Source organism: Lihuaxuella thermophila (assembly GCF_900110165.1).
GTDB lineage: Bacteria > Bacillota > Bacilli > Thermoactinomycetales > Thermoactinomycetaceae > Lihuaxuella > Lihuaxuella thermophila.
On sequence record NZ_FOCQ01000003.1, the window covers coordinates 133,725 to 159,636 of the forward strand.

Here is a 25,912-nt window from a genome sequence, read left to right on the forward strand (position 1 = left end):
GTTAAAGCTTTTTAATCGGTGCATATCTGGCCAACAGCTTTTTCACGCCAACCGGAGCCGGAAAGGCAATGTTCAACTCCACCTCTTCGCCTTCGCCCTGTACTTGGACAACCGTTCCAATCCCCCACTTTTTATGCTCCGCCCGGTCCCCCACCGACCACGCCAGTTCGGTATTGGGTACCGGGCGAATCACCGTGCGCCTCGGCATCATGTCGTGAACGGCAGATTCCTTTTTCCTTCTGCCTGCCACTTCGATCAAATCGTCCGGGATTTCGCTCAGGAAGCGGGAAGGCAAATTGGAGCTGGTCATGCCGAAAAGGGTGCGCGTACGGGCCCGGGACAGATGGAGGCACTTTTCGGCCCGGGTGATGCCCACATAGGCAAGGCGCCGTTCCTCTTCCATCTCGGACTCGTCATCCAACGAGCGGCTGTGCGGGAAAATCCCCTCCTCCATTCCTACCAGAAACACATGCGGGAACTCCAGCCCTTTGGCGCTGTGCAGGGTCATCAAGGACACCGCGTCGTCCGGCTTGTCCTCAGCCGGCTGATCCAGCGCGTCAATATCGGAAATCAAGGCAAGATCGGTCAGAAAGGCGATCAACGACTTATCTTCACTGCGCTTTTCAAACTCTTGTGCAACCGAAATAAACTCGTCAATGTTCTCGAGGCGGCCGGCTGCCTCCAAGGTATTTTCCTTTTTCAGCTCTTCGCGGTATCCGCTTCTCGCCAGAATTTCTTCCGTCAGTTCAACCGCCGACAAATACTCTGCCATGGCGTGCATTTGTTGGATGAGCTGGACAAAATCCCGGAGCGGTCCGATCACCCGCTTGGTCAGTCCGACCTCTTCCGCCTCCAACAGAGCTTCAAATAGCGGGATTCCCTGCTTTGCCGCATAAGCCGCAATCTTGTCCATCGTGGCCGCGCCGATGCCTCTCTTGGGAACGTTGATGATCCGCTGCAAGCTTAGATCATCATGGGGATTCACGATGAGGCGGAGATAGGCGAGCACATCTTTAATCTCTTTCCGCTCGTAGAATTTGATTCCCCCCACCACGGTGTACGGGATGTTCGCTTTTAACAGAACGTCCTCGATCACGCGGGACTGGGCGTTTGTCCGGTACAGGACAGCATAATCGCGGTAGCGATGCCCCTGCCGGTACCCCTGAACGATCGTGTCGGCCACATAATACGCCTCTTCATGCTCACTCCCCGCTTCAAAGAATTGAATGGGAACTCCTTCCTCATTTTCCGTCCACAAATCTTTCGGCTTTCTCTCCGTATTGTGGGCGATCAGGTGATTGGCCGCGGCCAGGATCTTCTTGGTGGAGCGGTAATTTTGTTCCAGCTTGATTAACTTCGCCTGCGGATAGTCGCGTTCAAAGTTGAGGATATTGCTGATATCCGCCCCCCGGAAGCGGTAAATGGACTGGTCGGAATCTCCCACAACGCAGATATTCTGGTGCCGTCCGGCCAGGAGCTTCACCAGGACGTACTGAACATGGTTGGTATCCTGGTACTCATCGACATGAATGTACTGAAACTTGCGCTGGTAATACTCCTTCACTTCCGGTACCTGTTCAAAAAGAACAACGGTTTGCATCAACAGATCGTCAAAGTCGAGCGACTCATTGGTACGCAGCTTGTGCTGGTACTTTTCATACACCTCAGCCGCCACTTCATCCAGAAAGCTCTTCGCGTGAACCTTCATTTGGTCTGGTCCCTGAAGAGCGTTTTTAGCCTGGCTGATCTTGTTTAAAATCGAGCGCGGCTCAAATTTCTTGGGATCCAGGTTTTCCTCTTTTAAAACCTGTTTGATGACTGTCAACTGATCCGAAGTGTCCAGAATCGTAAAGTTGCGCGAGTAGCCGATCCGGTCAATATCCCGTCTCAAGATGCGCACACACATGGAATGGAACGTGGAGATCCAGATCTCTTCCGCGACCGGCCCGACCAGGGAAACGATCCGGTCTTTCATTTCTCTCGCAGCTTTATTCGTAAACGTAATCGCCAGAATGTTCCAGGGGTGAATCTTCTTCTCCGCCAAGAGATAAGCAACGCGGTGGGTGAGGACACGGGTTTTGCCGCTTCCGGCCCCCGCCACGATCTGGACAGGACCCTCTGTCGTTTCCACCGCCCGCCGCTGCATCGGGTTGAGTCCTGACAACAACTGCTCACTCGAATAAATCGGTTGATTCATCACTCTGCTCATCGCCTCCGCTTCGCTAACGACCCATTTTTGTCTCTTTGACCCATTTGACGGTGTCGATGGCCATTTCCACATTGGTATAGATGAGATTTCCGACGACCACCGTATCCGCCCACTCAGCCATCGTCTTCGCCTGCTCTTCCGAGCTGATGCCTCCTCCGTAAAACAGGCGCGTTTGCTTCAGCACTTTCCCGGCCGCCTTGACCAATTCAACATCGCCAAACCTGCCGCTGTACTCCACATACAAAACGGGGAACCGATACAAATGTTCGGCCAAATGGGCATACGCCGTGACATCCGCCTCTTCCAGCTCCGTTTTGCATCCTGTCAGGCGGCTCGCTTTGGAATCGGCATTTAATATCACATAGCCTTCAAATACAACATGATCCCACGGGATAAATTCCCCGTATTTCTTGATCGCTTCATGATGAGCACCATGAATCCAATAAGCATTGTCCGTATTTAAAACAGTCGGGATCAAATATCCGTCAAATCCGGGAACGACCGCCGAAATGGAAGAAATCTCCTGCACACACGTAACGGGATAATCTTTGATACGCTGGAGCAATTCCCAGGTATTCTTAAAGGTGACACCATCCGTTCCGCCTACAATAATGGCATCGGTGCCTGATTCACAAATTTTTTTCAGCGCCAAATCAGAGAGTTTCCGGTTGGGATCCAGTTTAAACAGATGTCTCCATCTTGCTGCCAGTCGATCAAGCATGTATGAAGTCCCTCCGACCTTAAAAAACCTATAGAATCTATTATACACCACCGCCACGGCAACCAAAAGAAAACCCCGCCAATCCTGTCGCGGGGTTACTCCCGGTCTTCAGCCAACCGGTCTAAAGCCAATTTATAGCCGTCAGTCCCGTAATGCAGACACCTCTTTACCCTGGAGATGGTAGCCGTGCTGGCTCCCGTTTCCGACTCAATCTGATTATAGGTGCATCCTTCCTGCAACATGCGGGCCACTTCCAGACGCTGGGCCAGCGATTTGATCTCACCGACCGTGCACAAATCATCGAAAAACCGGTAACACTCTTCAATCGTTTCCAATTTAAGAATCGCGGCGAAAAGTTGTTCTACTTCTTTTTTGTTCAGTTTGTCCAGTTGCATGATTCTCTCCTCCTATGACGGAAGGAAGCCTTTTACCCTTTAAAGCATTAATTTCGACACAGAGAAACAAAGTCCTTTTTGACCCGGGGCCCGGTACCGCCGAATGGCCTTCAATCCTTGTACGGGTTGATCCCTCAAGCGCACCCCATCTATTTTAGCTGAAAAGGCCTCACCAAAAAAGGTTCCCCATCAGATGAAAATGTTGGTGAAGCCCTTACTCAAATGAGACTTTCCCCGTTTGCGGCAATACGTTCACCCAGGTTCTTCCCGGAAGCAGCGGAACCTCTTTTCCTCCGGAGAATGGCACGATCCATCCGTCACGGTATCTCCACTCCACCGGAATCGCTTTTCCCCGCTGGAAAAGGTATCCCTTTCCGGCTCCCTTCACATCCACAGACCGATGTCCGACTGAATCTATAATCTCATGTTTTGCAAACACAACCAACACATTCTGCATGGACAGGGGCTGATTCGACTCCCGGTCCACTTGGCGTTCTCCTTCAGTATAACGAATATAGGACTTACTGGCATCATCATATTGATATCCGGCTTGATACAACGGATGGTAAATCAATTGAATGCGCCCGGCATTTTTTCCTTTTTCCGCAGCCGCCCGGTCGGAAAACAGGTAGGCCGCGCGGGGAGGTAATGGTTGATATCCTTTTTCCTCCGCCGCCTTATATAATTGATTCAGATCCGTGTACAGGTTATGCGGGGGCTTCCGAAACGGGACACGCGTAAAGAAACGGCTGTCCGCATGGATTCCGTCCAGGCTGGGGAGGCCTTCCCGGCGAATCCGGGCCAAAGCTTCCGTTTCCCCTCCCGCATGCACCACAATGGATTTGGATCCTTCCGCCAGATCCAAGTAATAGTTTCTCACGCTGCGAACAGGCCCTACCGTCCCTTCCGTTCGGCTGTGATAAAAGGCAGCAAAGCGGGTAATCTCACCTTCAGCCAACATCTCTACCACGACGTCTGCCAGGCCGAGCCCTGTTTGCGGTCGCGCCGCGCGATGGTTATTCACCATCACCATCAACACCGGATGATCCGGTGCATCTGTCGCAAGTCCTGTCAGCGGTGCTCTCTTTTCCGCTTTTTCTTGACCTGGTTGATTCTGCCCGGGTTCCGTTTTTGATTTGTCAGTCAGGAAGGAACAAGCGGCAAGCGACAAAATCAACAAGCCCCACACCAACCATCCGCCTATTTTCCGCATGACAGCCCCTCCATTTCAATTCGATTGAAAAACCAACGCGAATCAGCCGTTGACAGACATGGGATATATAGAAAAAAGGTATTTTTTTACAGTATCAATATACCACGAACGGATCCTCCCCGCCAATTTGCTGGAGTTGATGCTGAACACAGCGGAAGAGGATGATCAGCCCGTCAAATATTGATACAATAACTACAATCCCCGAAGCTGAAAAGGAGGCAGCCAAATGGCTTACCTTGTGCAAACCCGCGGTCTGGAAGAACATCAGCATCCTTTCTATATCATCCGTTATGTGATTCTTCAGGATGACCGGGAAGTCCTCGCAAGTGTCGCCCGTTACGTTCATACCAACAACGGCGGAAAGGTGCAGTTTCTCGAGCCTGACATGAAAAAAATACAACAACTTCCCAACAGCATCGAACAGATCAATGAAGTGGAACGCGTCGTCAAAGAAGAAGGATCACGGCTGGTGGAAGAGTTGAAAAACAAGTGAGGTTGCGGATCGAATCATGAATTCCCCCCCCCGGACAGAGGGGGTGTTTTTTTTTTTGCAAACAAGAGTCGTTCAATCCTTTACACCTTCTCAACTTGCCGTTCATATTTCCGGGCTACGCTTAAGGTGAGAGAACGATTTTGCGCTTCCGCACTGAAGGAGGGAAACCGCTTGAAAATCGCGTTGTTTACAGATACGTTCCTTCCGCAGGTCAACGGTGTCTCTCTCACACTCGAGCGTTTGGTAACCTACCTGCATGCCAAAGGCATCTCCACTCATGTCTTTGCCCCGGAAACCTCCAAATCGGACTTTTACGCCGAATACCTCCATCGTTTTGCCAGTTTTCCTTTTTTTCTCTATCCCGAATGCAGAATCGCGATTCCCAATTTTGCTTCCGTCCGCCAAGTCCTCCTCGACTTCCAACCCGATGTGATCCATATTGCCACCCCCTTTAATATGGGTTTGTGCGGCTTGTATTACAGCAAGAAATTTGGAATTCCTCTCATCGCTTCCCATCACACCCACTTCGATCGCTATCTTCAATATTACCGCCTGGGTTTCCTGTCCGGCTGGATCTGGAAATACCTGCGCTGGTTCCATGCCACCTGCCATACGGTCCTGGTTCCGTCCGCTGAGACCAAACGGGAGCTCCTTCAGCGGGGTTTTCCGAGAGTCGACATATGGAGACGGGGGGTGGATGCCGATCTGTTTCACCCCGGCCAAAAACATCCCCGCTTTCGGCGCCAATACGGAATTGATGAAAATTATATTTGTCTCTATGCGGGCAGGCTTGCTCCCGAAAAAGATCTCGATATCCTGGCCGAAGTGATCAAAAACATGCCCGAACCGCTCCGTTCACAAATCCATTGGGTGATCGTGGGAGACGGGCCGTTGCTTCCGGAACTGAAAGAAGCCGGCTTGCCGCGGACCACTTTTACCGGTTACCTGAACGGAAAAGCGTTAGCCGAAGCCTATGCCAATGCTGATCTGTTTGTCTTTCCCTCCTCGACGGAAACGTTTGGCAATGTGGTTCTGGAGGCGCTCGCTTCTGGCACTCCGGCCATCGGTGCCCGATCCGGCGGGGTGCAGGAGATCATTCAGGACGGAATTACCGGTACTCTCTGCACACCCCGTTCCCCCCGCCGTACGATGGAAGCGATCGCGGAATTGTTGAGCAATCCAAATCTTTTGCGGCAAATGAGCCTGAATGCGCGCAAATATGCCTTGACACAATCATGGGATTCGATATTGGATCCTGTGATCATGCATTATAAACAGGCAAGTGCCCAATCGTGGAGCGAACAATCCGCCTGAAGGATGAATCATTGAAACCCCTTGGCCAGTTGAGATAGAATAGGGAGGTATTTGAAAAGGAGGGGTAAGGATGGCAGTCAAAGGAAGCATTGAGCTGGAAAACGGGGAAAAAATTTTGATCGATTTTTTTCCGGAAGCTGCGCCGGGGACGGTGAAAAACTTTCAAAAGCTGGCCAATGAAGGTTTCTATAACGGTCTGAAGTTTCACCGCGTGATCCCGGGCTTTGTCAGCCAGGGCGGTTGCCCTTACGGAACCGGCTATGGCGGCGCAGGTTATACCATTCCGTGCGAAACTGAAAATAATCCCCACAAACATATTCCAGGGGCGGTATCGATGGCCCACGCCGGAAAAGATACCGGGTCTTCACAATTTTTCATCGTTCACGAGCCCCAACCTCACCTGGATGGAGTGCATACCGTGTTCGGACAAGTGACCCAAGGGCTGGAACACGTGAAAAACATGAAACCGGGCACAGTGATGAAAGAAGTAAAAGTGTGGGAAGAATAGCGCAACATAACAAAAGACTGCTGTGTTTCCAAACTGTGGACAGCAGTCTTTTGTTATGGTTTGCCCGCACGTTCATGCTCCTGTTTTTTGCTCACACCCGTAAATCCTGGCAATCCCTTCCGCGATGCAAGAGGCGTATCTATCCAAAAACTCCGGATCCGAGAGTAATTGATTTTGTTTGGAGGGCGGAATAAACAAGGAGAGGGCGATGGCAGGCATCTGGACTTGCCGCAATTCACGAAGATGGCCTCCGATGAATTCCGTATCATTTTTTTTGCCCATATCATGAATGCCGTAATTGCGAAGAAAACAAACGATCTGATTGTGCAGCCAGCACTGGATTCTCCTCGCTTTTAAGCCCGCGATCACACTCACATAGGAAGTAAATCCCGTAGCGGCCAGATCCGGGCAGGTATTGGTATGAATACTTATAAAGAGATCCGCCTTCTGTTCGTTGGCAAAGCGGCTTCTCTCCTCCGCACTCGCACTTCCATCCACGGAGCGTGTGATCGTTACGGAGATCCCTTCATAGTTTTGCAACTTTCTCTGGATGCGAATAGCCAGATCCAGGCAAACCTCTTTTCCGGCAAGATTCAATCCCGCCTCGCCGTAGTCCGTTTCCCCGCGCCTCGGATCCAGACAAACTAACATGCTCGTTTCACCTCACACTTCACCCAAACTCCACTCCCTAACCTTTCCATTACTCCATTATCCCAACTTGAAATGTACCAAACCTGAAAATAAAGTCCAAAATCATTTTATCTCGTCAGCTCTGGTTAAAAAAGAGAAAAATGACGAACCCGGCCAAACAAAAGATACATTTTTGCCCGGTCATCCGGTTTTAATTCCTGCAAGTGTGACATCATTGATTTCGGATAGATGACAAGCGGGATTCAGCTCCTCGGGTTGCCACTTCCAGCCACCTTCCGCCCGAACCCATGGATTGAATCGCGCACGACTTCAGAACCCGCTTTTTTCCGTTCAGAATATCAATGTCTCTTCCTGGTTATCCGTATAGACTGCTACTGTTGCGATGTGCTTGATCTTCGTAACTCCTTCTTGCTTCCAACCCGATTTCTTACAGATAGAAGGCTCTGAAGACATCCTTAACACTTCTTTTGGCGTTGAAACAGGTTCCAACCAATTCTCCCGTCACTCCAGGCTTTTCAACCTTTTCCCCGCTTCCTTTAAATCCCTTTTCAACCCTTCCCGTTTGCTTTCATCGTGAAATACCGCCGACGGATGAAAGGTGGGCATGATTTGCAGCCCGTCCTTCTCCACCCATTTCCCTCTGATCTCTGTAATTTTCGCTTTCGGGTCGATGACGGCCTGAACGGAAATACTCCCCAGGCAGACAAGAATCACCGGATGGACCAACTCGATTTGCCGGAGCAAAAAGGGTAGAGCTTCTTTTATCTCCGACTTCCTAGGCGTGCGGTTTCCGGGGGGCCTCACTTTTAACACATTGGTAATATAAACCTCCCCACGGTCCATTCCCGCCTCTGCCAAATATTTATCGAGAAGCCTGCCCGCATTGCCGACAAAGGGGCGGCCTGATTCGGCCTCCTGTTCTCCGGGCGCTTCGCCGATCATCATCAGCCGGGCCCGTTCCGGGCCTTCCCCAAATACCACCTGCTCCCCTTCTGCCGGCGAAAACACGCGAAGACAAGCGGCTTTCAAAGCTTCGAGATCAGCGATTGCCTCCAGTCGGGCGATGTGGGTCGTCACCGGGGAGCAGCCTCCTTTTCCAGCAATTCTTTCAGCATCCTTCCGTTGATCACCGCCTGGGCCCGGTAATGGTTATTCATGCTCACAAAGGTCTTTTCCGTCCGCCGGGCCAGCTTTAAAATATCGGGAACCCAGTCTTTCAGCTCTTTTTCCGTGTATAAGTAGTCATACCGTTCATGGGTTTCCTGATGATGCCACCATTTTTTGTAATTCCGCCCGTGAAACCGGACATAGCCGATGCGGCTGGTCGCCCGGACAACCGGCGGAACCAGTGTTTTAAACTGGGGTTCATCCACACAGACATAGCCCAGTTCTTCTTCTTCCAACAGCTCAAAAATCCTTTCATTGATCCATTCCTCATGACGAAACTCAATGACCACGGGAATATCATCCATCCGTTCCCTGAAGTCCTTTAAATAGTCGCGGCTTTCGTCCCTGTTGCGAAAACTGGTCGGAAACTGAGCGAGTACACACCCCAGCTTGCCGGCCTCGATCAGCGGTTTCAACGCTTCCTTAAATTCAATGAAATGCTGTTTATTTTCCTCCCGCTTATGCGTCATTCCCCGGTAGGCTTTAATGACGAATTGAAAATGTTCGGGGGTTTTTTCCTGCATGTGATACAGCATAAAGCGGTTGGGCATCCGGTAAAAGGTTGAATTGACTTCGGTAAAAGAAAATTCGCGGGCATAAAAGCCGAGCATCTCTTTTTTGTCGATATCTTCGGGGTAAAAAACCCCCCGCCAATCTTCATAACTGTATCCGGCCGTTCCGATCAGCAGCACTGTTCATCCCCCGAGGGCCTTAATTTTTTCCGCTATGACCTGACAGGTCTGATTCCCGGTACGAAGACTCCCTTCTACCATTATGCCCAGCGGGTTTAATTGATATAGAAAAGCTTTGTAAATTTCCGGATACAAAACCACTTCCACCATCCCGGAGTGATCCTGCAAAACAAGCACCAGCAGATATTTCCCGTCGGTGGTCCGTTGCCGCCTGAACTGAATCACGGCCCCGGAGACGCGGATTTTGGTTTGGTGAACCATCCGGGATAAAGATTCAATGGGCACGATTTGATACTCATGCATAAATTGTCTCCATTTTTTTGACGGAGCCCCGTCCGGACAAAACCCGAGCAGATTTTTCTCCAGTCTCCGTTTTTCATCCGGTGAAAAATCGTCAAACAGAGGGAGCTGCCAAGAACAGAGAGAATGGATCATCTGCCGCCTGTTTTCCTCCAGACCGTCACACGCTCCGGCAGCGATCCATGCTTTCAACACGGGTGCTTTTATCCCGCAGCCCTTCATCCTGGCAACGAAATCCCGAAAAGAGGTGAAAGGGCCTTCTTTTTGGCGCGATTGCAACAGCTGAGCGACGGACCCGGGACCTGATCCCTTGATCTGGTTCAGCCCGATCCGGATTCCATTCTCCTCAGGCGTGAACCCGAACCCGCTGCGATTGATGTCCGGGCGGAGCAAGGAAATCCCCATTCTCGTCACTTCCCGGATATATACTTTTTTGCCGTAGTAACCTCCTTCCGTACTGAGCAGCGAAGCCATAAATTCTGTGGGAAAATGGGTTTTCAAATAAACCGACCAATAGGCAAGATAAGCGTATGAAACACTGTGGGCCTTATTGAAGCTGTATCCGGCAAACCGGGCAAGAAAATCGAAGACGGATGAAGCTTCTTCGTTCGTCCGCCCTTTTTTCAGCGCTCCCCGCACAAATCGCTCACGATGAACATTCAGCGCATCCAAAGACTTGTTGGAGAGGGCACGCCGCAACGAATCCCCTTCTCCCGCGGAATAACCGGCTACCGCTTGAGCGATTTGAATCACCTGTTCCTGATACAGAATCAGGCCGCAAGTCGGGGCGAGAACCGGCTGGATTTCCGGCAACCAATCGGGAATTTCCTCGTCCCCGTTTCGCCTGCGCAAAAAAGTTTCCACAATCCCTTCCTGCCAGGCTCCGGGGCGGTACAGAGCGAGCAGGACACTCAGATCGTCCAGACTTTTCGGTTGCATCCTTCGCATCAAATTCCGGATGCCCATGCTTTCCAATTGAAAACAGCCCAGTGTGTCTCCGGCCGCGATGGTTTGGAATGTTTTCTCATCGTTCAAGGGAATTTCACCGACTTCCATCTGTTCGCCTGTACGTTCAAAAACAGCTTTCAGCGTATCATGGATGATCGTCAGATGGCGCAACCCGAGCAAATCGATTTTCAAGAGACCCAGCGAAGCAATATCCTCTTTGTCATAGGTGGTCATCCAATCCCCGTCCGGCCTGCGCCTTAAGGGAACGGTACGCTCCAAATCACCGTCTCCAATCAGCATTCCCGAAGGATGGCTGGAATGATGGCGGGGAAGCCCCTCCAAACGTTCTGCCAGCCGGAAGAGTGATTGATATGGCTCTTTGCGGACCGGGATCCTGGTGAACTCCGGCAGGCTCTCGACACAATGGCGGATTCCCCCCTTCCCGGAAAAAGAAGGAAGCAACTTGGCCAGAAGGTCGATCTGTTTTTCCGGCAAATCTAAACGTTTCCCTGCCTCCCTCACCGCTCCCCTCGTCCCGAACGCATTGAATACCCCGATATGAATCACTTGATCCGCTCCATACCTGTCTTTGAGGTACTGGATGACTTCCTGCCTCCTTCTTTGGCAGACATCCAGATCAATGTCCGGTAAATCGGGCCGGTCCGGGCTCAAAAAGCGTTCAAAAGAAAGTCCGTATTCAAGCGGATTCACTTCTGTGATACCGAGCAAGTAGACAACCAGACTTCCGGCAGCCGAACCCCTGCCCGGCCCGACGGGAATCCCGTTCTTTCGAGCAAAACGAACGAGATCCCAGACGATAAGAAAGTAGGAGGCAAGTCCCCGGTTGATGATCACCGTCAGTTCCCGATTGAGCCGTTGGATCAACTTGTTGCGCTCATCATGATCCAGCAAACGAAAATCAAAGCGATTGCGCACACCTTCCTGACACAGATGTTTTAGATAACCTTCCGCGCTCCATGGTTCGGGAACCGGAAACTTCGGCAACTTGTATGATCCTGGCTGCAAGTGAAACCGGCAACGCCGGGAAATACGGACGGTGTTTGCCAGAGCTTCAGGAAGATGGCGAAACTTTTTCTCCATTTCAAGCGGAGTGGGAAAATCAAAAGGAGTCCGGGCGGGAGGATGAGTTTGCTTTCGCTGGAACAAATCAACCAGCAAGGCATCATTTCGATCAAGATAACAAACCTCATGGGTCGCAACCAGAGGAATCCCGGTCTGTTTGGAGAGCCATTCGGTTCGTTCCATCATCGTTTGGTCTTCGGCAAAGCCGTGATGTTGAATCTCCAGATAAAAATTTTCTTTCCCAAACCATTTTACATATTCTGCTGCTTTTCCTTTGGCCCGGTCCAGGTGCCCATTCCTGAGCAGATGATGGATGGTGCCGTTTCTTCCTCCGGAGAGGGCGATTACATCGCCATGGGAATCGGGTGGCCGGAAGCCGTTATTCAACCATCCGACCATCTGTTGGTAACCTCTGTGGGTCGCTGCCAGCAGAATCAGCATTCCTCCGTCTTCAACCTTCATTTCGCAGCCGATAATCGGATGAATCCCGTATTTTCGGGCCAATTCATAAAAACGAATCACCCCGTCCATCGTCTCCTGATCGGCAATGGCCAACGAAGTCATCCCCAGCGATTTCGCCTTTTTGATCAGCTCCTCCAAGCGGCAGACCGCTTCCGGCAGACTGTATTCGGTATGAACATGGAGATGCACAAATTCCACGAGAAAGCCTCCGTCCGGAACATTTGTTCCTATTATAGGGAAACAAGGAAATCGTTGTCCATTGGGGATGGATGGTAAATGGAACGGAATCAGAGCCGGTCTGAGGCGAATAATGAGAGGATTACAATAAACAAAGACCAGGCGCGAAACCTGATCTTCTTGATCCATTGATCACGGATATAGGCTGCCGGGATCCCTTTCATCCGCTCATAAACATATCTCGCTTATTGCTATTCCGGCTACAGTTTAATGACGAGTTTTCCCCATGTTTTTCGGTTCGCCAATAGATTCAGCGCTTCGGGTAACTCTTCAAACAAAAACTCCCGGTAGACAACGGGACGGATCGCACCTTGTCCGTATAAGGACATCAGGTGCTGATGTGCTTCGATAACGCGTTCCGGCATGAGTTGGCGGAACAAGCCCCAATGAACCCCGACCACAGAATAATTTTTCACCAATGCATGATTCGTAGGTGCATCGGCGATTCGGCCACCGGCGAAACCGATCACGAGCAATCGTCCTTCAAAGGCAATGCACTTTCGGGACCGATCGAATGTATCCCCGCCAACCGGGTCAAAAATCACATTGGCTCCACGCCGGTTCGTTACCTGGTTTACAATCGTCACAAAATCCTCTGTCAGATAGTCAACGGCCAGCTCAGCCCCCAGATCTTTGCAAATTTGAACTTTTTCTGCACCGCCCGCAGTGGCAAAAACCCGCGCCCCCGCGGCGACCCCTAATTGGATGGCCGCAGAACCTACTCCACCGGCCCCTGCATGCACCAACAACACTTCTCCGGGCTGTATTTTTGCGCATCGATGCAAAGCGTAATAAGCGGTCTGGTAGGTGACAAACATCGCTGCAGCCTCATTCCAGGAGATTGAATCCGGAATCGGATAGACAAATTCTTCCGGCACCGAGACCCATTCCGCGAGACCTCCGGACGGTAACGACGGCGTGGCTAATACCCGCTGACCTGCTTTGAGGGAAACTCCTTCACCGACCGACTCAATGGTTCCGGAAATTTCCGATCCGAGAGTAAAAGGGATCGGCGGTTTTTGCTGATACTTTCCCTGACACAACAAAATATCAAAAAAATTTAGAGCAGCCGCTTCCACTTTAATCAATACTTCTCCTGCACCCGGCTGTGGCTTGGGGATCTCCTCCAGATGCAATACTTCACCGGGTTCCCCCAGCTCTTTGACCATCCAAGCGCGCATCACTTTTCCTCCTCTATCTGCCGGTTTCACCTCGGGGCCTCCATCTGCATACCAACCAGTTGGTATGATCAATGTGAAATCAGTTTTTGTGATTGATCCCCTTCAGCAGGATCTCGACATAGGTTTGAATCAGTTCGTCATCCGGAGCAGGACCATCAGGATTAAACCAATTGTAGCTCCAATTGCACATTCCCAGAATCGAAAATGTCACCAGATCAGCCCGTAAATCTGTTCGGAATTCTCCTCTTTCCATGCCCATTTCGATTATTTTTTGCAAATTGAGCCGGAATTGACTTCTTTTGTGTTTGATGATCAAATAATGATCCGGATTCAGGTTCATCAATTCACGAAAGAATATCTTCGCTTTACGCCCATGGGTTCTGATTTGCTTGATTAATAACCGGATATTTTCAAATACCTTCGTTTTACAGTCCTTATTCGGATCAAGCAGGATTTCTTGCTGTCTTTCCAAGAGTTCATTGATATACATTAATTGAATATCCATTAATAACTGTTCTTTCGAATCAAAATAATAGTAAAAAGTCCCTTTGGTAACTCCAAGCGCGTCTACAATATCTTGAATCGATGTTTCACTGTAGCCTTTTATTTCAAATAATTTAATACTCTCTTCTACAATTTTTTGTTTCACAATAAGGCCCCTTTCTCCTTAAGCCTGTGATGGATCAACTACCGCTGTTGTTTGAACCCCGGAAATTGCGGAATCAGCCTGGTCAGCTTCTGCGTGCAGGAGAGGTCGCTCCGGTCCCCCTTGCAGACGGAGGAGTGTTCGAAAAATTATTAAGACAATTATAATGGGTGAGGGTTTCATCATCAACAATCAGAAAAAGATTCAAAAAACCCACTGGTTGGACAGGCTCATGTAAACGGAAAGGGGCCTGTTTTTCATTAAGGGATCAAAATGATCTTCCCTGTTGTCTGCCGTTCTTCCAGAAGTTGATGAGCCTTTTCTGCCTGTGTCAATGACAATTTTTGTCCGATCATGATTTTTAATTTGCCCTCTGCCACATAGTTCAGCAGGTCCTTCACACTCTCTCGATACAAATCAGGACGCTGCATGATACGGGGCAGCCAGAACCCTTCCACACTCGTATTCCGATGCATAAGGACCGTTGGATCAAACCGGGTTTTTTCCCCGCCTGCCCGGCCGTAGACGATGAGTCGTCCAAAAGTTGCCAGGCAGTTCAGGCTTTCCTTAAAGATATCCCCTCCAACCATTTCCAGAACAATATCGACCCCTTTTCCGCCGGTGATCTCCATCACCTGGTCCTTCCAATTTTCCTCCGTATAATTGACCCCGGCATCCGCTCCCAATGAGCGTGCCAACTCCAATTTCTCCGGATGGCTGGCCGTCGCAATCACTTGCCCGGCCCCCATCAACTTTGCCAGTTGAACAGCCAGCGTGCCAACCCCTCCGGCTGCGGCATGAACCAGTACGGACTCACCCGGAACCATTCTCCCCGATGTCTTCAATATATGGTACGCGGTCAGCCCCTGAAGCAGGAGAGCAGCTGCATGCTCTTCATCCACCCGGTCCGGAATGCGTACCAGCTCCTTTTCATGAAGAGCCTTATACTCTGCATAGCATCCGTTTTCAGTTAAGGCGACTACGCGATCCCCTACTTTAAAATGGGTTACTTCGGGAGACACTTGTGTAATCACACCTGCCACTTCGGATCCCGGGATGTAGGGGAGCGGAGTTTTCACCAAATATTGGTTGCGACGACGCATCGTGTCCGCAAAGTTAACCCCCGCAGCCTTGACCCGCACCAAAACTTCACCGGGTTTTAATGTTGGTATCGGAAGATCGACGACTTGTAAAACATCGGGATCTCCATACTTGCTAAATTGAATGGCCTTCATACGCTTGACTCCTCCTTGTCCGTTCATAGAAACATTTAAGTGATCAACCATCCTCCATCAACGAGAACATCAGAACCTGTCATATAGGAAGATTCCTGGGAAGCAAGAAACGCAATCACATTGGCAATCTCATCCGGACGCCCCACCCGTTTAAGGGCGGTATGTCTTTTGATCGCTTCGACAAAGCTGTCATTTTGCAATCCTTTTTCTGTTAACGGGGTTTCGACAAAGCCCGGTGAAACGGAATTGACGCGAATTCCGTAGGGAGCATACTCTCCGGCAAGCGCTTTTGTAAAATTAATCACGGCTGCTTTGGATGCACTGTAGTGCGGAATTCGCGCTCCTGGTTTATGCCCGGACAGAGAGGCCACATTCACAATGGCTCTGTCTTTTCTTTGATTCGAATCTTCCCGGCTGGCGGCGGAAATCATCACATGGCCTAATAGTTTGGACACAAGAAAAACACTCCTCAAATTTAAAGCGAATACTTGATCCCACTCTTCTGCAGGAAGATGACTGACCGAAGAATAGAACGAGCCCCCTGCATTATTGATCAACACATGCAAATCACCATACGTACTTTTTACATATTGTGCTAAAACCGTCACATCATGCTCATCGGTCACATCCGCCACATAAACCCCGGCGGATTCAGGAGCGCTTTGATGAATCTCATCCGCCACATTCATCAGCTTTTCCCGGGTTCGTCCAACAAGAATAACCTTTGATCCTTCCTGAGCCAAACGAATCGCCGCAGCTTTACCAATTCCGCTGCCGGCTCCGGTGATCACCGAAATACACCCCGAAAAACGGTTCATGTCGATTCTCCTCTCGATCCGTCACGGATCTCATGTTCATGGAACAGATGGGCCTCCAGCTGTTCGCGTATAGGATGGGGAATCGGCTCCGGTTTTTGAGTCTTTTGATTAAAATTTACATAGGTGGCCGTTCCTTTTGCACACAACTGATGATCTTGATACATCTCTTCATAGAGCACAAAACTGGTGTTGCCTATTTTCTTCACCCAAGTGAAGACCTCCACTTCCTTTCCGTAAAAAAGTTGTCTTACATAATCGATGTTCATGTTCACAATCACTAACTTCCAATCATCAAATGAAAGATCCGGCATGAACATTTGAAAGATTCCGTCCCGTCCTGCTTCAAACCAGACCGGAATGGTTGTATTGTTGATATGGCCTACTCCATCCGTTTCAGACACCCGTGGATGAATGATTGTCCTGAACATGGTGAGTTCTTCCTTTCATTCAAGCTCTGTTTATGTTCATTTTAACGCTTGAATGAAGCAGATCCATCATCAACGAAAAAAACATGTCCGTTCATAAAGGAAGACTCGTCGCTGGCCAGAAAAGTTACCACCTGAGCGACTTCTTCCGGGGTCCCTGCTTTGCCTCTCATCTGTGCCTTTTCAATCTGGTTCCACAGCGCCGGATCATTCCTGATCTCACTTACAATGTTCGTATCGATCAGGCCTGGGGCAATTCCGACCACTCTGATGTTAAAACGGGCCAAATCCAGTGCGGCCGATTTTGTCATCATGACCACGGCTCCTTTGCTGGCGTGATAAGGAAAATGTTTACGATCAGCAATAAATCCATAGATGGAAGCCGTATTGATGATCACGCCGCCGTGATCTTTCATCGCGTTTGCCGCAGCCTTGATTCCGTAGAAAACCCCGTGCTGGTTCACCGCTACGGTTCGGTGATATTCTTCAATCGGCATGTCGAGCACATGATATCGCGTGTTCGTGATCCCCGCGTTGTTGAACATGATATCCAACTTTCCGTAAACTCCCAATGTTTGTTGAACAAGCGATTCGACGCTTGCATAGGAAGAAGTATCAACCGCGATGAAAACCGCTTCTCCCCCTTGCTCTTTTATTTCATTTGCAACCTTCGTTCCTGATTCCCGATTCACATCGGCAACAACCACCTTGGCTCCTTCATGAGCAAACTTTTGGGCGGTGGCACGGCCGATCCCGCTTCCACCCCCTGTTACGATTGCTACTTTGTTCGTTAACCGCATTCCCATCCCCCCGTTTCCTTTTCATATAAAGACCCGGTCTTCTCTGATGAGCCTCCCATGAAGGTTGGAGCCGTACCATCCCAGCAATTTGCATCTACTTTCCCGCAACCGCCACCATCTATAAAAGCTCCCCGATTTTCACATGCCCTTTCAGCAAATTCCTCGCTATGATCAGACGCTGAATTTCATCCGTTCCATCATAGATCCTCCACAATCTGGCTTCCCTGTACCAGCGTTCGATCGGGAGTTCTTTTGTATATCCCATCCCTCCGTGAATCTGAAGGACCCGGTCGACCACACGGTTTCCCATTTGGGCCCCGAATAACTTCGCGATCGAAGCAAGATGCCGGTTGTCCCGTCCTTGATCAAGCGTCCATGCGGCATGCAAAACGAGCCATTTAGCAGCTTCGACTTCCACCGCTGAATCGGCAATCATCCATTGAATGGCTTGTCTCTCCGCAATCGGCTTTCCGAAAGTGATTCTTTGCTTGGAGTAATCAATGGCCATCTGAATGAGACGCTCGGCGGCTCCGACGGCAATCGCTCCGACAACCCAACGGGCGTAGGAAATCCATTCCAAGCCTAACCGAAAACCGCCATGGAGCTCACCCAGAATATTTTCCTCCGGTACTCGCACATCTTCGAAAATCAAGGAAGCAGGTGCCCATTCTCCCATGGTTGGGATCGGCTCGGACCGCCACCCCATCTCCCTGTCGACCAGAAAACAAGTGACCCCGCCGTGTCCTTTGACATGTTTGTTTGTCACCGCAAACACCATGGCAAAATCAGCTTCATTGCCATTGGTGATAAAGATTTTCTCCCCGTTTAGGATATAGTGCCTGCCGTCTTTCTCAGCAGTCATCCTGATATTCGAAGGGTCGGAACCGGCCCCCGGCTCTGTTAAGGCGAAGCAGGACTTCCGCTCTCCGTTAATGGTGGGAATCAAATACTTCTTTTTCTGCCATTCATTGCAATAGTACAAAATATTGTCTGCATGGCCGCCAAATTTAAATGGAACGAAGGTCCTCCCTATTTCCATTAAAACGATCGCCTGCATCAATGCTCCCAGATTGGCTCCGCCATACTCTTCCGGCGTATTGATGCCCCAAAATCCGGCCTTCTTTGCCTTCTCCTGAAGCTCTTTAATTTTCTCGCGGCTGATTCCCGGCCTTCCCTCTCTTTCATTGCGAAGGACTTCCGGTTCCAATGGGATTAATTCACGTTCCACAAATTGCCTGACCGTTTTTTGAATCATTCTCTGCTCATCGGTTAAATTGAAATTCATCCGCATTCTCTCCTCTCCGGTGAAACGATGACGTCAATCATCGAGATCAGAGGGCCTTTTTGTGTGATAATTCCCGGGCAACATTCATTAAAGCGCGGACCCGGTCGCCGAAATTGGCAAACCGTTCATCTTTTGTTTGTCCCCTTTTCCACCGGTAATAGATTTGTTGAATAATCACCGCCAGTTTAAAGTAAGCAAACGTTAGATAAAAATGGATCTGTGAAACATCGCGTCCGCTCTTTCTGGCATAGGCTTCGATCAATTGCTCCTTGGACATAAAACCGGGCAAAAGGGTGATGGAAGGCTTGCCCATCCAATACTTAAGAACATCCGGATCTTCATCCCGAGTCCAGTAACTCAAAGCACAGCCCAGATCCGCCAGCGGATCTCCGATGGTCGCCATTTCCCAGTCAAAAATACCGATCATTTTACTTAGGTCATCATAATCAAACATGACATTGTTCAACTTATAGTCATAATGGATCACGGCAGGCCGGGGGGAAGCCGGTAAATGATCCATCATCCATTTTTTCAGCTCTTCCACACCCTCAATTTCATCTGTCCTGGCACGTTCATAGCGGGCAATCCAACCAGTTACCTGCCGCTTCATAAATCCCTCCGGAAAACCGATTTCACTCAGGCCGGCCGCCTCATAATCGATCCGGTGAAGATCTGCCAGCCGGTCTACCATCGTTTGGGAGATTTGTCGGCAGATCTCCCGGGTGGGCGTATAAGGCTTCGGAAACCCGCGATCCAGTACGACACCGCGCCGCCTTTCCATTAAAAAGAACGGACTGCCGATGATCTCCTCATCATCACTAAACAAATACGGTTTGGGAGCCAGCGGAAACACCGGATGAAGTTTGCTCAAAATCTTATATTCACGGGCCATATCATGAGCCTTGGGAGCAACGGGACCCAAAGGGGGGCGGCGAAGGACCGCCTCCCAGTCCCCGATGGAGAGTAAATAGGTCAAATTGGAAGCTCCGGATGGAAATTGGCGGATTTTCAAAGGTGAATCATCCAAACCCTCGATCTTCTTCCGCAGGAAGTGCTCCAGCCGTGAAAGATTTAATTCTTCCCCCCTGCGTACTGCAATGGTGTCCTGGTGGACATGCTTCCATTTTTCACGATCTTGATCAGCCATCCTGACCACCTTACTTATGTTTAAATTGGGGAGGGCGTTTTTCGATAAATGCTTGAACCCCTTCTCTTAACCATCTGTATACTCATACCAGCCTTTTCCGGTTTTCCGGCCAAGATGTCCGGCTTTTACTTTCTCTTCTATACAGGCTGCCGGCCGGTCCGCGGGATCACCTGTCTCTGCAAAACGCTGCCGGGACACAAAATACGCTACATCGATTCCGGATAAGTCCATGAGTTCAAACGGACCCATCGGGTGATTGAGCGCTTTTTTACATACCAGATCGATATCTTTGAAGTCGGCAATTCCCTGTTCATACAGCTGAACCGCTTCCCTCGTCAATGCCCCGAGAATCCGGTTGGCCACAAAACCCGAAATTTCTTTTCGCAGCAATACGCCTGTCCTGTTGATCTTCCTACATACATCCATTGCGATCTGCGCCGTTTCTTCCGATGTTTTTTCACTCATGACCACTTCTACACAATCCATCACCAGCGCCGGATAAAAGAAATGCAGGTTACATACCTTCTCGGGTCGTTTCGTAGCATCCGCAATCAACGAATTGACAATGGTAGAGCTGTTTGTGGCTAATATCGCATGCGGAGGAGCAATCTCATCCAAACGGGCAAAAACTTCCCGCTTCACATCCAACTTTTCAACGACCGCTTCAATCACGAAATCGGCATGGGCAGCCGCTTTTTCCAAACTGATTGTAAACGTTAAGCGGTCAAAAGCTTTGTTTCTGTCTTCATCGGAAATTTTCCCTTTGGAAACCCATCGATCCATAATCTTGATAAGGGCCGATTTTGCTTTGTTGAGCGATTCTTCATTGATATCCTGAACCGTCGTATGGTAACCCCCCAACGCGCACAACATCGCTATTTGATGTCCCATTGACCCGCTGCCGACGACACAGATGTTCTTTACATCGTCGATCTTCATTGGAAAAACCCCCTATCATTCGGACCATTTGTCTGAAATTATACTAACCAGTTGGTATGTTCGTTGAATATTGAACGCTTCATCTGCTTAACTTTCACGTTCCAATATCGTCGCGATCCCTTGTCCCCCTCCGATACAAGCAGTGATCAAGGCGAATCGTCCTTGAACCCTCTTCAATTCATAGACGGCCTTGGTTGCTAAAATGGCTCCGGTTGCTCCCAGTGGATGACCGTGAGCGATCGCTCCCCCGTTCACATTGACCTTGGCCGGATCCATTTGAAGTTCCCGGTCACATGCGATCACTTGAGCTGCAAAAGCTTCATTGATTTCAATCAAATCGATCTCATCCAGGGTCAGGCCCGATTTCTCCAGCACTTTCCTTGTAGCAGGCACCGGACCGATCCCCATGATATTGGGGTCAACGGCTGCCACGGCTTGAGCGCGTACGACAGCCAAAGGCTTCAATCCCAATTGGTCCGCTTTTTCACGTGACATCACCACGACTGCACAAGCAGCATCATTTAATCCTGAACTGTTTCCGGCAGTCACGCTTCCCCCTTCCAGGAATGCGGGAGGCAGTTTTGCCAGTCCTTCCAATGTCGTTTCAGGTCTCGGGTGCTCATCCGTGTCAAAAACCTCAAGTTCATTTTTTCCTCTTGGAACGGACACAGGAACAATTTGCTCTTCAAATCTCTGTTCAGCCATCGCGCGTGCCATCTTTTGCTGGCTGTTATACGCAAATTGATCTTGTTCTTCACGGCTGATGCCATATCTTTTGACGAGATTTTCCGCCGTGATTCCCATGGGAGGGTTGCCGATTTCACCCGGAGATAATTTGGGCCTTATAAATTTGGGCGGTTGCATGCGGAACAGCTTAGTGGGTTTTTCCATCAAATAAGGGGCGTGACTGTAACTTTCGACTCCTCCGGCAAGATAGACGTCGCCCTCTCCCGACCGAATCGCCTGCGCCGCCAGATGGATCGCATTGATCCCCGAACCGCACTGCCGATCGATGGTCAACCCGGGAATCTCGATAGACAAACCTGTCTTGAGTGCGCTTAAGCGTGCAATATTCCCGCCTCCACTGAGCACATTCCCGAATATCACATCATCAATCATTTCAGGCTTCAGACGGGCCCGCCGGATCGCTTCTTTGAGCACGGCGGCACCGTAATGGTGCGGAGGAAGTGCCGCCAGTGCTCCCCCATTTCTCGCGATTGCCGTCCTGACAGCTGCAACAATCACCGGGTCACGATTCATATAAGGTTTCCTTTCATTTCTTAATTTTTAAAACAACTTTACCCATTTCGGGCATGAACGCCGCCATCAACCACCAATATATGGCCCGTCACATAATCCGATGCTTTGGAGGCCAAGAATACGGCTGCCCCCTTCAGGTCATCATCTGAACCGAACCTTTTCAAGGGAGTTTGGGCTAAAATTTGCTCTCCTGCCTGGGCTAACACTCCCTTTGACATTTTGGAAGGGAAAAAACCGGGAGCAATCGCATTGACATGAATATTGTACGGTGCCAATTTCATCGCCAGATCTTTTGTAAATGTAATGACGGCCCCTTTGCTGGCGGTGTACCCGACGGCATCCAATTTTTCGGGGTCCTGTCCCCCCAAGCCGGCAGTGGAAGCAATATTGACAATTTTCCCCGACTGATTTTTCATCATGACCTTTCCAACCGCTTGCGACATGAGGAATGTTCCCGTTACATTCACATTCATGACCAGATTCCATTTGTCGAGCGGCATCTCCAGAGCAGGAGCTCCCCAACTGACACCGCTGTTATTGAACAAAATGTCAATAGCGCCAAAGTGATTCAAGGTTTCTTCAACCACGGAACGGACATCTTCAGGATTTGTAACATCACACTTGAGCGCAAGGGATTGAACCCCTTTTTCTTTTAAGCGTTCACTCACTTCGCGGCAAGCTTCCAGTTTGCGGGAACAAACCACCACATTGGTTCCTGCTTCAGCAAGAGCCTCGGCGATCTGTTTTCCCAATCCTCTTCCGCCACCGGTGACAATGGCTGTTTTGCCCGTCAAGTCAAATAATTCCCGGATATGCATACGGCGCCCCCTCTACCGATTCATTCAAACCATCGATTCCGTTCCATCAGGGATTCTTTTTCATTTCTTCATCCCGAAGCACTCTTCTCAATAATTTTCCTACGGCAGACCTTGGCAGTTGTTCCCGGAATTCGATCATCCTGGGCGCTTTGTACGGCGCCAGAAATTGACGCGAGAACTCGATCAGTTCCTCTTCCGTCGCCTGTTGGTCTTCTTTTAAGGTAATGTATGCTTTTACGGTCTCTCCCCGATATTCATCCGGAACCCCGATGACAATGACTTCTTTCACTGCAGGATGTTGATAGAGAACCTCTTCGACTTCCCTGGGGTACACATTATAGCCGCTGGCGATAATCATATCTTTTTTCCGGTCGACAATATAAAAATATCCGTCGTTGTCCATGCGGGCCAAATCACCGGTAAACAGCCAACCATCCTTTAAAACCGCTTTGGTCTCTTCGGGTTTATTCCAATATCCCTTCATCACCTGCGGCCCTTTAATCATCAGCTCACCCACTTCACCCACAGGCACTTCTTCGATCCCTTTGTCCGTTTCTTTGACAATTTTCACCTCGGTGTGAGGGACCGGAATTCCTATACTGCCCGGCCTGCGTACAAGAAACAGGGGATTAAAATGGGTAACGGGAGATGTCTCCGATAATCCATACCCTTCACAGAGATTGCAATGGGTTCTCTTTTCAAATAAATGGAGCTGCTCAACCGGCATCGCCGCTCCGCCGCTATTGTAAAATCTGATTTGATCAAAGCCGTAATTCTCTAAATCAGGATGGTTGTTCAAGGCAATGTACATCGTCGGAACTCCGCCGAATTGAAACGGCTTTTCCCGTTTTACGGTCTGCAGCACTTCTTCAACATCGAAACGCGGTAGAATGATTTGATTGAGCCCGGCACGGAAGCCCATAAATACGTTACAGGTCAGACCGTAAATATGAAACATCGGCAAAATACTCATCACTTTCGGATTCTCGGGCATATCATCAATGGTTTGATACGAAAACGCATACATTTGTTCGATGTTGGCCGCTATATTAAAATGAGTGAGCATCACACCCTTGGAAACCCCCGTGGTTCCGCCTGTGTACTGAAGGAATGCCACATCCTCATCCGGATCGATATCCACGTTGGGAGCTTGCGCCGCACTCGATGGCAAAAACTCTTCAAAGCGGAAATCGCCATTGTCCAGGTCCGTGGTCTGATTCCCCAAGCTGACCACGATGATTTTCTTTAATGAAGTTTTCGACCGGACATTTTTTACGCGGGGATACAAGGCATCAAAAACCACCATAAACTCTGCACCGGAATCATTCAGCACATACTCAATTTCTCTTTCCACATACATGGGATTGACCTGAACCACAATTCCCCCGAGTCGCAAAGCGCCGAATATCGAGAAAATATAGTGCGGCGTGTTGGGCAACATAATCGCCAGCCGGTCCCCCTTTTGGAATCCCTCCTCATGGAGCCGGGCAGCGAATCGTTCCGACTTCTGATAAACATCTTGAAAAGTCCATGTTTGACCATAAAACGTTAATGCCGTTTGATCCCCGTAACTTTCCACAGACTCCAGCAGCAGCTTCGTCAGGCTTTTCCGCTCCAATTCCAAGTATTCGGACACATTCGGATGATAAAATTTCAGCCAGGGTTTCCCGCTGTAACTCATGTTAAGCCCTCCCTCTTCCACCGTGTTTATATGGTTTGGACTCCGGTTACGAATGCGCTTTCAATTCCATCTTTGCGATCGCTGCCCGGTGAACTTCATCCGGGCCGTCTGCCAGGCGGAGAGTCCTGGCGTTTGCCCACTGGGCTGCCAGCGGAAAATCTTCACTGACCCCTGCGGCACCAAAAGCCTGAATCGCCCGATCCAAGACTCTGAGAGCCATATTGGGAGCCACCACTTTAATCATGGCAATTTCTTTTCTGGCCACCTTATTCCCCACAGTATCCATCATATAGGCAGCTTTCAGGGTTAACAGACGCGCTTGTTCAATTTCGATTCGGGAATTGGCAATCCACTCCCGGATCACTCCCCGTTCGGCCAACGGTTTTCCGAAAGGAGCCCGCTCCTTTACCCGCTTACACATGAGTTCCAGGGCACGTTCAGCCACCCCGATCAAGCGCATGCAATGATGAATACGCCCCGGCCCCAGCCTTCCCTGGGCAATGGCAAAACCCTTTCCTTCCCCCCAGATGATATGGGAAGCAGGTACACGCACATGGTCAAATTCAATCTCTGCATGTCCGTGAGGAGCATGATCATAGCCGAAGACGGGCAAATGGCGCAAAATCTTAACTCTGGGAGTATCGAGCGGCACCAGGATCATGGAATGCTGTTCATGTCTGGGTGCCGACGGGTTCGATCTTCCCATTACAATCGCAATCTTGCAACGGGGGTCTCCGGCACCTGACGACCACCATTTCCTGCCGTTGATCACATATTCATCTCCGTCCCGTTCAATCCGGGTTTCCATATTGGTCGCGTCCGAGGAAGCCACATGGGGCTCGGTCATCGAGAAGCAGGAACGGATCTCGCCATTTAATAACGGAACCAGCCACCGCTTTTTTTGTTCCTCTGTTCCATAGCGGACCAATACTTCCATATTTCCTGTATCCGGTGCACTGCAATTAAATACTTCGGGAGCGATGAGCGAACGTCCCATGATTTCGCAAAGCGGAGCATATTCAAGATTGGTCAACCCCGCGCCGTATTCACTCTCAGGCAAAAATAGATTCCATAAACCGGCGGCTTTCGCCTTCGCTTTCATTTCTTCCATGATTGGAGGCGTACGCCAACGGCCGGGGGCTTCATTCAGCTGCTGTTGGTAAGTGGTTTCATTCGGGTAGACCACTTGTTCCATAAACTCGGTTAATCGCTTCTGCAATTCTTTTACCTTCTCACTGTAATCAAAATGCAATCAGATCCCTCCGCCTTCAGATTAACTAACCA

General features: G+C 49.9%; 24 protein-coding genes. 3 read left to right on the forward strand and 21 right to left on the reverse strand.

What is annotated here, in order from left to right; genetic code table 11:
• Position 1 precedes the first annotated feature (1 nt).
• From pcrA to BMW55_RS04220, 4 genes are all read right to left on the reverse strand, one after another.
• Complete coding sequence (pcrA, locus tag BMW55_RS04205) at positions 2-2,197, reverse strand: DNA helicase PcrA (protein ID WP_089965672.1); 2,196 nt, start codon at positions 2,195-2,197, stop codon at positions 2-4.
• A 25-nt stretch (positions 2,198-2,222) separates the two neighbouring features.
• Positions 2,223-2,930 (reverse strand): heptaprenylglyceryl phosphate synthase, encoded by a 708-nt coding sequence (gene pcrB / locus BMW55_RS04210; protein ID WP_089965673.1) that lies wholly within the window; start codon positions 2,928-2,930, stop codon positions 2,223-2,225.
• Positions 2,931-3,025: 95 nt separating this feature from the next.
• Positions 3,026-3,325: a YerC/YecD family TrpR-related protein gene (locus BMW55_RS04215; RefSeq protein WP_089965675.1), complete on the reverse strand. Its 300-nt coding sequence runs from the start codon at positions 3,323-3,325 to the stop codon at positions 3,026-3,028.
• A gap of 214 nt (positions 3,326-3,539) precedes the next feature.
• Positions 3,540-4,538, reverse strand: a complete 999-nt coding sequence (locus BMW55_RS04220; RefSeq protein WP_089965677.1) for a DUF3048 domain-containing protein — start codon at positions 4,536-4,538, stop codon at positions 3,540-3,542.
• 226 nt (positions 4,539-4,764) lie between these two features.
• Here BMW55_RS04220 and BMW55_RS04225 point away from each other — a divergent pair, with 226 nt between their 5' ends.
• From BMW55_RS04225 to BMW55_RS04235, 3 genes are all read left to right on the forward strand, one after another.
• On the forward strand, positions 4,765-5,031 hold the full coding sequence (locus BMW55_RS04225) for a hypothetical protein (RefSeq protein WP_089965678.1): 267 nt from the start codon (positions 4,765-4,767) through the stop codon (positions 5,029-5,031).
• 171 nt (positions 5,032-5,202) lie between these two features.
• Complete coding sequence (locus BMW55_RS04230) at positions 5,203-6,345, forward strand: glycosyltransferase family 4 protein (RefSeq protein WP_089965680.1); 1,143 nt, start codon at positions 5,203-5,205, stop codon at positions 6,343-6,345.
• A 70-nt stretch (positions 6,346-6,415) separates the two neighbouring features.
• On the forward strand, positions 6,416-6,853 hold the full coding sequence (locus tag BMW55_RS04235) for a peptidylprolyl isomerase (RefSeq protein WP_089965682.1): 438 nt from the start codon (positions 6,416-6,418) through the stop codon (positions 6,851-6,853).
• 72 nt (positions 6,854-6,925) lie between these two features.
• On the opposite strand, the gene BMW55_RS04240 is transcribed toward BMW55_RS04235, so the two are convergent.
• From BMW55_RS04240 to BMW55_RS04320, 17 genes are all read right to left on the reverse strand, one after another.
• The gene (locus BMW55_RS04240; protein ID WP_089965684.1) at positions 6,926-7,504 is read right to left on the reverse strand and encodes an N-acetylmuramoyl-L-alanine amidase family protein; all 579 of its coding nucleotides are present in this window, start codon (positions 7,502-7,504) and stop codon (positions 6,926-6,928) included.
• 501 nt (positions 7,505-8,005) lie between these two features.
• A complete protein-coding gene (locus BMW55_RS04245) occupies positions 8,006-8,581 on the reverse strand; it encodes a uracil-DNA glycosylase (protein ID WP_089965685.1) in 576 nt (191 codons plus the stop codon).
• Positions 8,578-9,363: a DUF72 domain-containing protein gene (locus BMW55_RS04250; RefSeq protein ID WP_089965687.1), complete on the reverse strand. Its 786-nt coding sequence runs from the start codon at positions 9,361-9,363 to the stop codon at positions 8,578-8,580. The genes BMW55_RS04245 and BMW55_RS04250 overlap by 4 nt, the downstream gene beginning before the upstream one ends.
• A gap of 3 nt (positions 9,364-9,366) precedes the next feature.
• A complete protein-coding gene (locus tag BMW55_RS04255) occupies positions 9,367-12,354 on the reverse strand; it encodes a DNA polymerase III subunit alpha (RefSeq protein ID WP_170839734.1) in 2,988 nt (995 codons plus the stop codon).
• A 239-nt stretch (positions 12,355-12,593) separates the two neighbouring features.
• A complete protein-coding gene (locus BMW55_RS04260; RefSeq protein ID WP_089965690.1) occupies positions 12,594-13,574 on the reverse strand; it encodes an NADPH:quinone oxidoreductase family protein in 981 nt (326 codons plus the stop codon).
• Positions 13,575-13,653: 79 nt separating this feature from the next.
• Positions 13,654-14,223 (reverse strand): TetR/AcrR family transcriptional regulator, encoded by a 570-nt coding sequence (locus BMW55_RS04265; RefSeq protein WP_089965692.1) that lies wholly within the window; start codon positions 14,221-14,223, stop codon positions 13,654-13,656.
• A gap of 257 nt (positions 14,224-14,480) precedes the next feature.
• On the reverse strand, positions 14,481-15,455 hold the full coding sequence (locus BMW55_RS04270) for a quinone oxidoreductase family protein (protein ID WP_089965693.1): 975 nt from the start codon (positions 15,453-15,455) through the stop codon (positions 14,481-14,483).
• 35 nt (positions 15,456-15,490) lie between these two features.
• The gene (locus BMW55_RS04275; protein ID WP_089965695.1) at positions 15,491-16,273 is read right to left on the reverse strand and encodes an SDR family NAD(P)-dependent oxidoreductase; all 783 of its coding nucleotides are present in this window, start codon (positions 16,271-16,273) and stop codon (positions 15,491-15,493) included.
• Positions 16,270-16,701: an acyl-CoA thioesterase gene (locus BMW55_RS04280; RefSeq protein ID WP_089965696.1), complete on the reverse strand. Its 432-nt coding sequence runs from the start codon at positions 16,699-16,701 to the stop codon at positions 16,270-16,272. The genes BMW55_RS04275 and BMW55_RS04280 overlap by 4 nt, the downstream gene beginning before the upstream one ends.
• Before the next feature lie 41 nt (positions 16,702-16,742).
• A complete protein-coding gene (locus BMW55_RS04285; RefSeq protein ID WP_089965698.1) occupies positions 16,743-17,498 on the reverse strand; it encodes an SDR family NAD(P)-dependent oxidoreductase in 756 nt (251 codons plus the stop codon).
• 118 nt (positions 17,499-17,616) lie between these two features.
• Entirely contained in the window at positions 17,617-18,783 is a 1,167-nt protein-coding gene (locus BMW55_RS04290; protein ID WP_089965699.1) for an acyl-CoA dehydrogenase family protein, read from the reverse strand.
• Between the two features lie 46 nt (positions 18,784-18,829).
• Positions 18,830-19,930 (reverse strand): phosphotransferase family protein, encoded by a 1,101-nt coding sequence (locus BMW55_RS04295; RefSeq protein ID WP_089965701.1) that lies wholly within the window; start codon positions 19,928-19,930, stop codon positions 18,830-18,832.
• A 66-nt stretch (positions 19,931-19,996) separates the two neighbouring features.
• On the reverse strand, positions 19,997-20,869 hold the full coding sequence (locus tag BMW55_RS04300) for a 3-hydroxyacyl-CoA dehydrogenase family protein (RefSeq protein ID WP_089965702.1): 873 nt from the start codon (positions 20,867-20,869) through the stop codon (positions 19,997-19,999).
• 87 nt (positions 20,870-20,956) lie between these two features.
• Positions 20,957-22,129 carry a thiolase family protein gene (locus BMW55_RS04305; RefSeq protein WP_089965704.1) on the reverse strand — a complete coding sequence of 391 codons (1,173 nt, stop codon included), beginning with the start codon at positions 22,127-22,129 and terminating at the stop codon, positions 20,957-20,959.
• A gap of 38 nt (positions 22,130-22,167) precedes the next feature.
• A complete protein-coding gene (locus tag BMW55_RS04310) occupies positions 22,168-22,947 on the reverse strand; it encodes an SDR family oxidoreductase (protein WP_089965705.1) in 780 nt (259 codons plus the stop codon).
• 46 nt (positions 22,948-22,993) lie between these two features.
• The gene (locus BMW55_RS04315; protein WP_089965707.1) at positions 22,994-24,628 is read right to left on the reverse strand and encodes a long-chain-fatty-acid--CoA ligase; all 1,635 of its coding nucleotides are present in this window, start codon (positions 24,626-24,628) and stop codon (positions 22,994-22,996) included.
• A gap of 46 nt (positions 24,629-24,674) precedes the next feature.
• Complete coding sequence (locus BMW55_RS04320) at positions 24,675-25,880, reverse strand: acyl-CoA dehydrogenase (protein WP_089965709.1); 1,206 nt, start codon at positions 25,878-25,880, stop codon at positions 24,675-24,677.
• Between the last annotated feature and the right edge of the window lie 32 nt (positions 25,881-25,912).

Excerpts from the sequence above, each read along its gene's own strand:
- pcrA (WP_089965672.1), bottom strand. The coding sequence starts at position 2,197 with ATGAATCAACCGATTTATTCGAGTGAGCAGTTGTTGTCAGGACTCAAC.
- pcrB (WP_089965673.1), bottom strand. The coding sequence starts at position 2,930 with ATGCTTGATCGACTGGCAGCAAGATGGAGACATCTGTTTAAACTGGAT.
- BMW55_RS04215 (WP_089965675.1), bottom strand. The coding sequence starts at position 3,325 with ATGCAACTGGACAAACTGAACAAAAAAGAAGTAGAACAACTTTTCGCC.
- BMW55_RS04220 (WP_089965677.1), bottom strand. The coding sequence starts at position 4,538 with ATGCGGAAAATAGGCGGATGGTTGGTGTGGGGCTTGTTGATTTTGTCG.
- BMW55_RS04225 (WP_089965678.1), top strand. The coding sequence starts at position 4,765 with ATGGCTTACCTTGTGCAAACCCGCGGTCTGGAAGAACATCAGCATCCT.
- BMW55_RS04235 (WP_089965682.1), top strand. The coding sequence starts at position 6,416 with ATGGCAGTCAAAGGAAGCATTGAGCTGGAAAACGGGGAAAAAATTTTG.
- BMW55_RS04240 (WP_089965684.1), bottom strand. The coding sequence starts at position 7,504 with ATGTTAGTTTGTCTGGATCCGAGGCGCGGGGAAACGGACTACGGCGAG.
- BMW55_RS04260 (WP_089965690.1), bottom strand. The coding sequence starts at position 13,574 with ATGCGCGCTTGGATGGTCAAAGAGCTGGGGGAACCCGGTGAAGTATTG.
- BMW55_RS04270 (WP_089965693.1), bottom strand. The coding sequence starts at position 15,455 with ATGAAGGCCATTCAATTTAGCAAGTATGGAGATCCCGATGTTTTACAA.
- BMW55_RS04275 (WP_089965695.1), bottom strand. The coding sequence starts at position 16,273 with ATGAACCGTTTTTCGGGGTGTATTTCGGTGATCACCGGAGCCGGCAGC.
- BMW55_RS04280 (WP_089965696.1), bottom strand. The coding sequence starts at position 16,701 with ATGTTCAGGACAATCATTCATCCACGGGTGTCTGAAACGGATGGAGTA.
- BMW55_RS04285 (WP_089965698.1), bottom strand. The coding sequence starts at position 17,498 with ATGCGGTTAACGAACAAAGTAGCAATCGTAACAGGGGGTGGAAGCGGG.
- BMW55_RS04290 (WP_089965699.1), bottom strand. The coding sequence starts at position 18,783 with ATGAATTTCAATTTAACCGATGAGCAGAGAATGATTCAAAAAACGGTC.
- BMW55_RS04295 (WP_089965701.1), bottom strand. The coding sequence starts at position 19,930 with ATGGCTGATCAAGATCGTGAAAAATGGAAGCATGTCCACCAGGACACC.
- BMW55_RS04300 (WP_089965702.1), bottom strand. The coding sequence starts at position 20,869 with ATGAAGATCGACGATGTAAAGAACATCTGTGTCGTCGGCAGCGGGTCA.
- BMW55_RS04305 (WP_089965704.1), bottom strand. The coding sequence starts at position 22,129 with ATGAATCGTGACCCGGTGATTGTTGCAGCTGTCAGGACGGCAATCGCG.
- BMW55_RS04310 (WP_089965705.1), bottom strand. The coding sequence starts at position 22,947 with ATGCATATCCGGGAATTATTTGACTTGACGGGCAAAACAGCCATTGTC.
- BMW55_RS04315 (WP_089965707.1), bottom strand. The coding sequence starts at position 24,628 with ATGAGTTACAGCGGGAAACCCTGGCTGAAATTTTATCATCCGAATGTG.